The 12905-nt window shown below is 41.8% G+C and carries 11 protein-coding genes; 8 read left to right on the top strand and 3 right to left on the bottom strand.

The window, feature by feature from the left end; genetic code table 11:
* Positions 1-636: 636 nt before the first annotated feature.
* Positions 637-1326, bottom strand: coding sequence for a type 2 periplasmic-binding domain-containing protein (locus tag FIV01_RS09600; RefSeq protein ID WP_152430804.1), 690 nt, complete (start codon positions 1324-1326; stop codon positions 637-639).
* A gap of 375 nt (positions 1327-1701) precedes the next feature.
* On the opposite strand from FIV01_RS09600, the gene FIV01_RS09595 reads away from it, so the two are divergent.
* From FIV01_RS09595 to FIV01_RS09580, 4 genes are all read left to right on the top strand, one after another.
* On the top strand, positions 1702-2829 hold the full coding sequence (locus FIV01_RS09595; RefSeq protein WP_152430803.1) for a porin family protein: 1128 nt from the start codon (positions 1702-1704) through the stop codon (positions 2827-2829).
* 9 nt (positions 2830-2838) lie between these two features.
* A complete protein-coding gene (locus FIV01_RS09590; RefSeq protein WP_152430802.1) occupies positions 2839-3249 on the top strand; it encodes a type 2 periplasmic-binding domain-containing protein in 411 nt (136 codons plus the stop codon).
* 97 nt (positions 3250-3346) lie between these two features.
* On the top strand, positions 3347-4960 hold the full coding sequence (locus tag FIV01_RS09585) for a methyl-accepting chemotaxis protein (RefSeq protein WP_152430801.1): 1614 nt from the start codon (positions 3347-3349) through the stop codon (positions 4958-4960).
* Between the two features lie 23 nt (positions 4961-4983).
* Positions 4984-6039 (top strand): hypothetical protein, encoded by a 1056-nt coding sequence (locus FIV01_RS09580; protein ID WP_152430800.1) that lies wholly within the window; start codon positions 4984-4986, stop codon positions 6037-6039.
* A 9-nt stretch (positions 6040-6048) separates the two neighbouring features.
* Here FIV01_RS09580 and yfbR read toward each other — a convergent pair whose 3' ends face one another.
* A complete protein-coding gene (gene yfbR / locus FIV01_RS09575; protein WP_246210392.1) occupies positions 6049-6642 on the bottom strand; it encodes a 5'-deoxynucleotidase in 594 nt (197 codons plus the stop codon).
* Between the two features lie 117 nt (positions 6643-6759).
* Entirely contained in the window at positions 6760-7974 is a 1215-nt protein-coding gene (locus FIV01_RS09570) for a pyridoxal phosphate-dependent aminotransferase (RefSeq protein WP_114787290.1), read from the bottom strand.
* Between the two features lie 213 nt (positions 7975-8187).
* On the opposite strand from FIV01_RS09570, the gene FIV01_RS09565 reads away from it, so the two are divergent.
* The 4 genes from FIV01_RS09565 to menB are packed head-to-tail and all read left to right on the top strand — an operon-like array spanning position 8188 to position 12874.
* Positions 8188-9492, top strand: a complete 1305-nt coding sequence (locus FIV01_RS09565; RefSeq protein ID WP_152430799.1) for an isochorismate synthase — start codon at positions 8188-8190, stop codon at positions 9490-9492.
* A complete protein-coding gene (gene menD, locus FIV01_RS09560) occupies positions 9493-11208 on the top strand; it encodes a 2-succinyl-5-enolpyruvyl-6-hydroxy-3-cyclohexene-1-carboxylic-acid synthase (protein ID WP_152430798.1) in 1716 nt (571 codons plus the stop codon).
* Positions 11198-11992, top strand: coding sequence for a 2-succinyl-6-hydroxy-2,4-cyclohexadiene-1-carboxylate synthase (gene menH, locus FIV01_RS09555; protein WP_152430797.1), 795 nt, complete (start codon positions 11198-11200; stop codon positions 11990-11992). Before menD ends, menH begins: the two co-directional genes overlap by 11 nt.
* Before the next feature lie 15 nt (positions 11993-12007).
* The gene (gene menB / locus FIV01_RS09550; protein ID WP_152431707.1) at positions 12008-12874 is read left to right on the top strand and encodes a 1,4-dihydroxy-2-naphthoyl-CoA synthase; all 867 of its coding nucleotides are present in this window, start codon (positions 12008-12010) and stop codon (positions 12872-12874) included.
* Positions 12875-12905: the final 31 nt, after the last annotated feature.

Raw genomic sequence — 12905 nt, 5'->3', positions numbered from 1 at the left:
AAATATTTTCCCAAGGGTTTTATGATACCGTACACAAAAACTTGAGAAACTACAAAGATCAGACAGTATTCAACCAATGACAATCTAAAACCACATGAGTTGACGAATTCCATTGACGTATTTTGAGTGCCTAGATGGACGCAGTGGGCAGGTTGCTATCAGCTTTGATAAGTCACTTTCATGTTCAGCGTTGGTTTTGATTTCAAGTAGTACATAATCACCTAAAGTTTTACCTGAGTGCACGCTGGCATAAGGGAAGAACATATTTCGTATATATTTGGGAAGAAATCCTAGCAAGAGTGGATCGATGGAATCGATAGTACCCCCTTTGCAAAGTACCAGAATAAGGTTGCGTTTCTCATGGCATCTTATAACGAGTGGCCATCAGATACCTGAGCTTTTATGAAACGATACTGAGTTGAATTTTGAACAAGCTGTTCTCGATAAATCAGAGGCTTGCATTATCAATAACCATAGGCAGTGAGTAAGCTGGTTATAAAATACCAAATAAACTTGTCTTATATATGGTTACGTAGGTTGCATAACTGACTGAGAAATAATGAAAGTAACAAAGAAAACAACAGTTAAACTAAAGTGATAAACAGGGTATGAAAGTGGTCGAAGAGTGCCAAATACTTATTCTTCCTTAGCCTTTGACTTGACGTACTCTTTTGCAGAGGCTTCCAATTTATCAAGTATGTGGGCATTGGAGCGATGAATATAATGGTACAAATTGCCTCGAGCGATTCTCGAACTAGATACTTTTATATCAGGGAACTGGTCTTTGATGAAAAAATAGGAAACTTCAGGGGCAAGCCAAACGGACACTCTTCCCTTGCTGAGCATTAGTGCTGCTTGCTTGGCATTGTGAACTAGATAAAGGTGTTTATAATTTTTTAACACTTTAGTATACCGAGTACCATGGTAAGACACGACAGTTTGGTCTTTAAGTTCGTTTAGATTATTGTAAAAACTACCGTCTATCGTATACAAATAGATGTCGAAGGTGACTAGAGGTACATTGACTTTTAATAACTCTTGCTCTTTTTCTAGCGCATCTACCCTCATGTCGAGAGCGTCGTACTGTCCTGATATAACCGACTGAATCGCTCTCTCGTTGGGCAAATAGATAAACGAGGCGTCAAGACCTGCGCCAGAATAGATAGCCTGAAGGTCCTTCTCCACCTGTATACCGTATTTAGATGTGGCATCTTGGTCACGATAAATGTTGCCGATGGCCACTTTTATTGACTCCTTATCTTCGGCAATCGATATTGGTGCATATGACCAAGACATTAAAAGTATACTCACTAGCCAACGACTCATAACGGCCTCACAATCTGGATCTATTTTTAAACTATAGTTCGAATAAGTATTTTTGCAGAGAAGGAATTTTTCAGTTCTTTTGTAGTATAGACTTGGTCCTCATATAAGCTTTTGCTGACGTCTCAATTTTTTCTAGCAAGTGCGCTTTTGACCTATGAATGTAGTGATAGAGTTTGTTCTGTTTTATCAATAGTTCTCACTTTAGCATCCTAAATTATTCGATCTGATAATTCTCACAATAAAAAAAAGAATAATAGGTTAATTTTTCATTTAGCGAATGGTGTTTTTTTAGACTATGTTGGTAAGGATTGATGTGTTTACTCAATGTTAATCATTAAGTTATTCCACATGTCGATAACACAAAGGATGGGAAAAATGGAAAAGCTAGGAAATATAAATAAATTCACCTTAGCGCTCAGCAGTGTGTGCATTCTTAGCCCAGCGACAGTATTCGCTGAGATAGATTGGAGAGGGTATGCAACCATTGCGGCCGGTAAAACTTTCGAGGGTGGTCAAACATACGATAATTTGACAGACGAGCTAGAAATGGATCAGTTATCAGTGGTTGGTCTACAAGGCTCGTCGGATCTATCTGATGGCTTAAGTGCGACAGTTCAGTTGGTTGCAAGGGGCAAAAACGATTTTGACCCTGAATTCGAGTGGGCTTATGTCAAATACCAAATAAACGATAATGCTGACGTTAAATTCGGTCGTCTAAGAGCACCTTTTTACTTTTACTCTGAATACTTAGATGTGAGTTATGCGTACAGCTGGATATCGCCGCCAATAGAAGTGTATGCTGCCAACGTAACCAACTATGACGGTATTAACTTTTATTACACCAATAATTTTGGCTCGTTTGACTATGCGGTTTACTTAGGCTCAGGGAAACGAGAAGTGACATTGAGTGTCGGTGACCTATCAGGTAAGTATGACATCATCTCCAACTTTGATCTCAATTATGGAGACATCAAAACTAAGTTAATATACTCACAGTTTGAGCTTACTGTTACTAATTCAAACGAAGATGCCCAAATATCTCAACTAGATAGCGCTTTTGATTCAGATTTCCCTAATGCCTTTTTGGCAACCGATATGGGCGGGTATATCGCAGGGGTGGCTGCGTATTATGATCCAGGCAGCTACTATTTTGGGGTCGAATACGCCGAGGTGAGATTTGATGATGATGTAATCTCCATTGCTGAAGACGATCGCTTTTTGGCAACGCTTGGTTATCGATATAACGAATACACGCTCCACTATTCGTACTCAAGTTCAGATAAAACTAATGACTTGGATAAAATCGCCACAACGGATGCGCGCTACTCTAGTGCAAAAGCATTTACCGACCAAGTCGTGGCTGAAGATAAAACACATATTATCGGGCTTCGCTATGATTTCCACTCGAATGCGGCTTTGAAGTTTGAGTATGGCTTTACCGATGATGATTATGCCAACACAGACACTCAGTTCTTCAGATCTGGCATCAGTATAATATTTTAAGGGGGTCACATGAAAACAGTACTTACTCTACTCGTATCGTTGTTTTTTTCGGCCCAAGCGGTGTCAGCAATCGCAGTGATTGTTAACAAGTCGAGCTCAGCAGCGTTAGACAAAGAGCAAATATCACGTATCTATTTGAATTTGGACAAAAAGCTACCTGATGGTAAGCCTATCATCCCAATTGCACATTCGTCATCTAGTGCACTTGCGGGTGAGTTCAACCAAAATGTTGTGGGTAAATCAAGCTCACAGTATAAGGCATATTGGTCTAAGCTTATCTTTACGGGAAAAGGAACACCTCCGAAGGAAGTCGATAGCGACAGTGATGTGATCCAGCTAATTTCAAATAATCCCGACTTGATTGGCTATATCGATAAAAGCAGTGTGACGGACAGCGTCAAAGTTATCGGTGAGTTTTAGGTAGATAAAAACGTCAAAATTGTTGGTGAATTTTAAATGTTGAGAGGCTTAGCTGCTGTCTCTGTGTTAAGCCTCTTCGCTGGTGTTTGGAGTCACTATGAAGTCAATGTATCTCTCTATCCGAATGAAGATTCATTCGATTACTGCCATTGCGCTATGCGCATTCCTATCTATTGGGTTTCTTAACATTAGCTCGATTTCTTCCAATACTGTCTTTTTAGACAAACTTACGGGACAGCAATTTTCCAATACTATTGCTGCTGAGCTCTCCAGCTTTGCCATCAAAGGAGTTGAAGATCTCTTCACTCAAAGTGTTACCTTTGGTGATGAAGATATCTTAAATGACGCACGCGAAAGTGCCGATGCTTTGGCTCAAAAGCTCAATTTATTAGTCACTAGCTCTGATACCGTTGACCAGCAAGTATTAGACGACCTTAGTGAATATGTTCGCTTATCAGAGATGGTATCTCAAGCCATGCTTGGGGGCGATTTTGAAGGGGGTTTTGAGGCACTCAGTCAAGCAGCAAACCAAAAAAGTACCATCTACGAAAAGCTTGTTGCTGAGATTGATGTAGCGGTAGAAGAGGAACGTAACAAATTAAACCAGCTCGCAATAGAAAGTAATCAAGCGCTTGAGAATCAATTAAAAATTATTCTAGCCATATCGTCTATCTCTGTGTTACTCGTTATTGTTATCGCGCAATTAATTGCAAGAAATGTATCCTTCTCCATTCTAAATATCTCAGATAACTTAGCTAAGTTAAGCCAAGGACGAGGAGACCTGACTTATCGCCTCAAACCAAAAAGTAATGATGAAACAGGTCAGCTTGCGCAAAATTTTAATGCGTTTATTGCCAACCTAGAAAAGTCAGTCGCGGCCGTTGTAGCCGTTTGTAATCCGATGCTGAACATCTCTGACAAACTCAAGGTGAGCACTTCTAGCTCTAGTCAGGCGATGGAAGACTTGGACAACTTGTCCAATGAGCTGGTGGATGAGATGTCGGCCTTAGCACATAGTGTTGAGCATGTGGCGACGTCGACTACTGAAACTTCTGATCTTATTATCGAAGCAGAGCAAGAGCTGAACTCTTGTGAAGAGAAAATGAACCGTTCAGTCACTCAATCTGAACAGCTACAAGAAGACCTACAAAACACCTTTTCAGTCATACAAAACTTGGCGTCAGATACTGAAAACGTTACCAGCATACTCAGCGTGATTAATGATATTGCTGATCAGACCAATCTACTTGCTTTGAATGCTGCGATAGAAGCTGCTCGTGCAGGCGAGCAAGGTCGAGGGTTTGCTGTTGTTGCTGAAGAGGTTAGGGAGCTTGCGTCACGAACCGTGAAATCAACGGAGCAAATTAATACGTTGTTAAGTAACTTGATAGAATCAGTGCAAAGCGCCAATTCGGTACTGGAAACCTCCAAAGACAGAGCGTTGTCGAACGCGGAAATGGTATCTAAAGCTGGGGAATCACTACAATTGATTTCTCAACAGGTGAAGGATATTCAGGCTCAAAGTGCTTCAATTAAGTCGGCGACGGAAGAACAAATGCGCGCAACGGAAAAAGTAAAATCGAATACAGTCAACTCGCGAGGATCTATAGGGACAACCTTGGATACTGTAGGAAAAGTCGGTGATCTATCGGTTGAATTGGCTGATTTGTCTTCTGACTTGTCACAAGCTATTAGCCAATTTTCCAAATAATGAGTAAATCGAGTTTGCGATCGATGCTTCTACGCTATCTAATTTCTGGTTCAATAGCGCTCACAGCTTTACCTAGCTATGGGCTTGATGCGACATTTAGTGGCAATATATTTTATGCGCCTGTCGATGAAAACTATATTAAAGGAGAAAGCATAGGCGATTCATACGTTAAGTTTACACTCGATGAATCTTGGCAGGAGAACAGCATTGTCTTCCACACCAGTTTTCTCTCTAGATTGTATGAAGATGAAATTGAAGTTTCAGAGGTTTATGCCGCCAAAACTATTGAACCTTTAGGTTGGTTCGCACTAGGACGACTGCATATTTTCAATGAAAATGTTTATAACGCGATGCGTTACCCTTGGTTATCTTTGCAAAGAGAAGTCACTCCGTTAAATGTTACTTCCTATGACGGTTTTCAGTGGCGGTATGACTGGGACAAGCACCATCTTCGTGTAATTTCTGGACGTTCAAACAATAATGAGCTGGGGGCAAATACGCTCGATATGCATATTCCTTATGGCGCTGAGTTTCGTAGTAAGTGGAAGTATTTTTCAACTATCTTGAGCTTTGCTGAAACAAGAGTAGATTTTACAAGTTCAACCCTGAGTAACATTCAGGGCAGCTTAGTTGGTCTACCAAATACCGTCGAGCTTGAAAACAAAGTCTCATACTATTACAACGCTGTACTTAATGTTCCGATTAAACCGTTTATATTTTCATTTAAATACACAGTAAATGATTATAAAGAGGATGTGTATACGGTTTTTGATGGGTATCGGCTAAGAATGCATGCCGCCTTTAGGCCCTCTAAAACTTGGACACTGTACTATACGTTTGGAAAAAGTGATGCCAAGAATGATTACACTGGTATTTTAAGCCAACAGCCCAATACAGGAGCCTCGCTTTCAAAATCACTTAATGAAGTTCAGTATCAGTCGCACCACCTTGGTTTTGTTAAAAACCTATCTAAAAGCGTCAAGCTTAAATTACAAACAGGTCTCGCAAAAAACAATTACTCCAGTGAGATTGAGCGGTTTGTGCTTTTTGGTTTTAGCTTTGATACCAAAGGTTTCTAAACGACATTTTCAGCCAGAGATTTTGTCAAAAGTGGTTGTGCAGCTATCGCAGAAAATATCCATAAAATCTTTCACTTCAGGCATGGTTGCAATTAACTGCTCGATACGTGGCTCTAGGCCTTCTTTAACATGCAAAAACTCATTATTGTTAAATCTCAGTTCATTTAATGTCTTTATATAAGCAGCAAGGATATCAGCAGCCTTGACTATCGCTTTGTACTCAACTTCTACATTTTTCTGTACTAACAAATTTGCAAATTCATCACGCAAATCAGCAGGCAATGTTTCTAAACATTCTTGTTCAGCAATATCCTCAAGTTTCTTAAAGGCTGCAGTAAATTCAGGGCTATGGTATTTGGTCTTTGAATTGATATCTTGAAGTTTTGTTTCAGAAATTTCGTGGTAAATCGCCACAACTGCGGCTTTTTCAGGGCTTAAATAACCATTGTAACGTTTGTTTTTTATCACAGTGAGAAGATGTGCGATCACTGACACTTGATGGGAGTGCTCAGACACATTTTCTTCTTGAAAACAATGCATCAAGGCCCAGCGTTTTATTAGCGGCATGCGGGTCACCCATGCCATAAAAGTACTTTGTTCCACGATGACTCCCAATTATGCTTGTTTGTTTTAATTGTAGGTCAATTTATTAAGCCCCTTCCTTTCAGTAAGCAGAGTACTTATCCAGTACTCTTTATCCAAATAACTAAGCTTACCGAATTATTGGCTATAAGTTGAAAGAAAGCGTTCAAAGCGTCCTATTGCCATTTCTAAGTCTTCGACATGTGGTAGGGTTACTATTCTAAAGTGGTCAGGTTCAGGCCAATTGAAACCAGATCCTTGCACCAGAAGAACTTTTTCTTGAATTAGGAAGTCGAGCACCATTTGCTGGTCATCTTTGATGTTATACATCTTGGTATCGATTTTCGGGAACAAATACATGGCCCCTTTGGGTTTAACACATGATATTCCTGGTATCTGGTTGATAAGTTCGTAAGCGCGATCGCGCTGCTCTAGCAATCGTCCGCCTGGAAGGATCAATTCATTTATGCTTTGGTATCCGCCAAGTGCGGTTTGAATAGCGTGCTGCATTGGAACATTGGCGCATAAGCGCATGGAAGCGAGCATTTCCAATCCGTTAATATAACCTTGAGCGAGATGCTTGGGGCCTGTGATAAACATCCAGCCACCACGAAAACCACACACGCGATAGGCTTTGGATAGGCCATTGAAAGTGACCACCAAGAGGTCTTCTGTAAGAGTTGCGACTGAGGTATGAGTTGCGCCGTCGTAAAGCACTTTGTCGTATATTTCATCTGCGAAGATGATGAGTTTATGCTGACGAGCAATTTCAATCACTTCCAATAAAAAGTCACGACTATAAACCGCGCCAGTTGGATTGTTTGGGTTGATCAATACGATTCCGCGAGTTTTAGGTGTGATCTTTTTACGTATATCGTTTAAATCTGGATACCAGTCTGATTGTTCGTCACATCGATAATGCACAGCGTTGCCTCCTGAGAGTGCAACAGAGGCTGTCCAAAGTGGATAGTCAGGAGAGGGCACCAACATCTCATCACCATTATTCAGTAGTGCCTGCATAGCCATTACGATAAGCTCCGAAACGCCATTGCCTATGTAGACGTCCTCCACGTCCAGAGAACGAATACCTTTGCGCTGATAATATTGCACTACCGCTTTACGCGCGGAGTAGATTCCTTTTGAATCACAATAGCCTTGGGAAGTGGGCAAATTACGAATCACATCAACCAAAATTTCGTCTGGGGCATCAAAACCAAAGGGAGCAGGGTTTCCAATATTGAGCTTTAGAATTTTATGCCCCTCTTCTTCCATACGCTTAGCATGTTTGAGTACAGGTCCCCTAATGTCATAGCAGACATTATCGAGTTTTGACGACATCTCGATATCTTGCATTGTATACAACCTAAAAATGTTTTGATTTCTTTATTAAACTACATCAAAAACATATTTTTTAGAATAAAAAACTGCATTAATGCGTATTTTGTTACTTGGAACTCTATTTGAAGGATTTGCTATATCCTGAGCGATAACATTGATCTGAGTTGGGGCAATGAAACAATGGGCGATGTAAAATTGGCCTAAAGCTCTATGGGTAAAGGGGGAGTTGTGTCCTTGTTTCGACAAGCAATTAGACATCTAATTGAGAGTGTAAAAACAGCAAAGTCCGATCAAAAACGCTTGGTGTACCGCTTTCAAGGGGCGCCGAATATTGACAGCATTGATTGGGCCGACGCTCAGTCCCTTTATCCCAAGTTTTACTGGCAGTCTCGTGATGCCCATCAAGAGACGGTGGCTTTAGGCCAGTTGACGGTCTTTTCTGGTTCTATCGACGTTGACTCATTAGCTAAAGATCAGCGTGTATGGGGAGGTAGCCCCTTCAATAAGCCATATGTTTCTGATTGTATCCCCACACCGCATTTTTTTGTTTTGCCATTGATAGAATTAATCCGAGAGGGTAAGCGGTGGTCTATCGCAGTCAATTTAAATCAAGATAGACAAGATATTCTGGACCAACTGAAAAAAGTGGTCACAGAACTGCCTCCGATACCGCCTTTATCTATCAATGTCAGCAAGCTTACACATTGCCCAGACAGAGCAGGTTGGTGTGAGCTTGTGAACAGAGTTCTGACTGGTATTGATAGTCAAGCATTTAAAAAAGTAGTGCTGGCGCGTAAAACCACTCTAAAAATTAATGGTGTAGCTAGTGCTGCACAGCTGCTTAAATCGAGCCGTGCTAACAATTACAACAGCTTTCACTTTATGTTTTCTATGGATGAATCGTGCAGTTTTGTTGGTTCTAGCCCTGAACGTTTGTTCGTAAAACATCAGCAAAACCTCTCTACAGAGGCTTTAGCAGGAACGGCTGGCCGAGGAGCGAGTGCTTCCAAAGATATGGCTCTAGCGAATTGGTTGTGTATGGATACCAAAAATAGACATGAAAATTGTCATGTTGTCGATGATATTGTTGAACGTCTGATTCCATACACCAGTCAAATTGATACAGATAGTGACACTCATTTAATTAAGCTGCGCAAAGTACAGCATCTTAAACGTAATATTTATGCTCATCTCAAACCCAACACTAGTGCTGTGGAATTATTGCACGCGCTAAAGCCTACTGCTGCTGTTGCCGGTTTGCCTCGCAAAGACGCAATGACGTTTATTGAGCAGTATGAACCTTTCCATCGAGGTTGGTATGCAGGCTCTTTGGGCTTTATCGGCCGTCATCAAGCCGAGTTTTGTGTCACCATCAGAAGTGCACTAGTGAAAGCGAATGAAATTGAGCTTTTTACAGGAGCAGGAATTGTTTCTGGGTCAGTTGCTACTGATGAGTGGGATGAGTTGGACAAAAAGATGTCGACGTTACTTTCTCTGTTTGATGACTCCCATCAACTGGAGGCGGTTTCTTAGATGAAGGATAGAGCGCAATCTGCTATGAATCGAATTTGGAGCCAAGTTCTGCTTGAAGAGCTTACTCGCCTTGATGTTGAGGAAGTATGTGTTGCGCCAGGTTCAAGGTCTACCCCTCTTGTTATAGAAGCTTGTGATAATCCGAGACTGACCCTGCATACTCACTTTGATGAGCGTGGCTTGGCATTTATGGCCCTCGGGCTTGCTAAAGCCAGCAAAAGAGCGGTTGCCATTATTGTTACCTCTGGAACAGCTGTAGCGAATTTGTTGCCGGCGATTGTAGAAGCAAATCTAACCGGTGAGAAATTAGTTGTGATTACCGCAGATAGGCCGGTTGAGCTTATCAATTGTGGGGCGAATCAGGCAATAAATCAAACCAGTATATTCTCATCTCATGCTAGGCACGCAATCAATCTTCCCAGTCCTAGCGAGTCTGTGCCGCTTAGTTGGCTTTTGACTTCTGTAGATCAACTGATGTACAAGCAAGAAACAGACGGTGGCGTCATTCACATAAACTGTCCATTCCCTGAACCACTGTATGAATCATCACCAAAGAGTGTTCATCAGACCTACATGGACAGTGTTGATATATGGTGGAAATCAGGTCATCCATTCAGTTGTAAGTCAGTATCTCATTCGAGCTTATTTGCTCAAAACTTAGGGCTTTTTGAAAAAAAAGGTGTGATTTTAGTAGGTGATGTCTCTTTGGAGGAAGCGAAACTAGCGAAGAAGCTTGCGGAAATCATAGGTTGGCCCTGTTTATGCGATCCTCAATCTGGAGTGTCGAGCTCTCAAGCACATTACGATGTTTGGTTACGTGGTGCTAAATACAAAAAGCTGATTAGCCGAGCCGACATTATTCTCCAATTTGGCGCCCGTTTTGTTTCAAAAAGGCTTATCCAGTGGGTCGAGATCCAAGTTAAAGAAAAACAAGCTCAATATCATTACGTTTCTCTGCAAGCTGAGCGTAATAACCCTAGCCATGTGGCTCAAATTCATCACGTATCTGAGATTTGTTCATGGATTGATAGCTATCTGTCCGCGCTAGGGCATAGTCCCGCCATAGAGTCATGGTGTAAAGAGCTTGATATTTGCTGCCTAAAAGTTCGTAGCCTGATTGATAATTATGTATTACCAGACGAAGCTCCGACTGAAATAGGTCTAGCTACCACATTGGAAAACCTGCCAGCCTATACGCAAGTCGTACTAGGGAACAGCTTATTTGTTCGTCTGGTTGATATGTTCGGCGTTATCCCTAACACGAGAGTTTATAGTAACAGAGGCGCATCAGGTATCGACGGATTAGTGGCTACCACTGCAGGGATAGTGTGTTCGACAAATAGGCCAAGTATCCTCTATCTCGGTGATACTTCTGCTCTACATGATCTTAATTCTTTGGCTTTGTTTACTGATACAAAAACGCCTGTTGTATTGGTTGTCATCAATAATGATGGTGGAGCCATTTTTGACTTGCTTCCTGTCTCTAAAGCACATAAACGCCAGCTCTATCAGATGCCACATGGGTATCAGTTTGAATATGCGGCAAAGCAGTTTGGACTCAAGTATCAGCAACCTAACAGCCTTGCAGACTACAACTGCGTTGTTAAACAGCATTTAACCAACGGGGAAGGTACTCTAATGGTTGAGGTGATAACACCTCCAGAACAAGCATCAAAGCAGTTAAAAGAGTTAGTAGGGTATTTCGATGCTTGCTAGCCGTTTTTATAATAGTGACCACCGCAGATCTTTGCCCGTTATTGTTTGCCTGCATGGATTTCTTGGCGACAGTGATGATTGGGCCCAATGTGTTGAGTTTCTTGCTGACTACCCAGTTTTATGCATCGATCTTCCCGGGCATGGCCGAAGCAAAAACGTACATTGCGCCGATTTTAAATCTTGCTGCGATCAAATATCTAATGTTCTGTCTCACCAAGTTCCTGAACAAGCGCCCATAGTTTTAGTGGGCTACTCAATGGGGGCTCGAATCGTGATGGCAGGGCTCGCTAACGAATATTTCTCCGCCTTTAACATTAAACTGCTGATTTGTGAGTCCGGCCATTTCGGTCTTGATGATGAAGAACATAAAAAGCAGCGCCTAATTAATGACAAAGTCTGGGCTAACCGTTTTAGCCACGAAACCATAGAAACTGTCCTTGAAGACTGGTATCAACAGATTGTTTTTCAATCTTTGAGTGATGCACAGAAAACAGATTTAGTCAGAAAAAGAGCGAAAAACTTTGGTTCATCAGTCGCTTCTATGTTGTTAGCGACCACATTAGCGAAACAAGATTTTCTGCTTGATATTCTCAAAACTTCTAGCGTTTCCATACACTGCATATGCGGTGATAAAGACAAGAAATTCAAACAACTGAATGCAAGTAGTGGCTTGCCGTACACTTGTATTCAACAAGTCGGTCACAATGTTCATATTGAGGATCCGCAAGCCTTTACTAATATTGTTAAATCTAATGTTAGAGCCCTATCATTAGATGCTACCTAATTAACAGGAGTCATGATGTCAAAAACAGTCGGTCTTTCGGAGCAGGAATTGTACGCGCCAGTATATTGGAATGATTGCGCCAATGACTTTGAGGATATTCAGTACCACAAATCGGAAGATGGTATTGCGCGAATTACCATTGCTCGCCCTCAGATTCATAATGCTTTTCGTCCTCAGACGGTTAAGGAAATGATGAAAGCGCTGGCGGATGCTCGTTATGATGAAAGAGTCGGAGTCATTATACTTACAGGTCTTGGCGAAAAAGCGTTTTGTTCAGGAGGCGATCAGAAAATACGCGGTGATTACGGTGGCTATAAGGATGACTCTGGAACTCATCATTTGAACGTATTGGATTTCCAGCGCCAAATACGAACATGCCCCAAGCCTGTTATTGCGTCCGTCGCGGGTTGGGCTGTTGGAGGTGGTCATGTGCTGCATATGATGTGTGACTTAACCATTGCCGCAGATAATGCGCAATTTGGTCAAACAGGCCCTAAAGTTGGATCCTTCGATGGTGGATGGGGCGCCGCTTACATGGCGAGAATTGTTGGTCAGAAGAAAGCTCGTGAAATATGGTTTTTGTGCCGTTTTTATGATGCGGACGAAGCACTCAACATGGGCCTTGTGAATACGGTTGTTCCTTTGGAGGAGTTGGAGAAAGAAACCGTACGTTGGTGCAGAGAAACACTGCAACATAGTCCAATGGCGCTTCGTTGCCTTAAAGCAGCGCTGAATGCAGATTGCGACGGGCAAGCAGGCCTGCAAGAGTTGGCGGGCAATGCGACAATGATGTTCTACATGACTGAAGAAGGCCAAGAAGGTCGTAATGCATTTAATGAAAAACGTCGACCGGACTTTGAGCAGTTTCCGAGAAATCCATAGCAAAATGGGAAGCGAATAACTCTCTACTTTT

This window comes from Vibrio aquimaris (assembly GCF_009363415.1).
In the GTDB taxonomy this organism is placed as follows: Bacteria; Pseudomonadota; Gammaproteobacteria; order Enterobacterales; family Vibrionaceae; genus Vibrio; species Vibrio aquimaris.
This window is presented reverse-complemented; position numbering and strand designations above follow the sequence as displayed.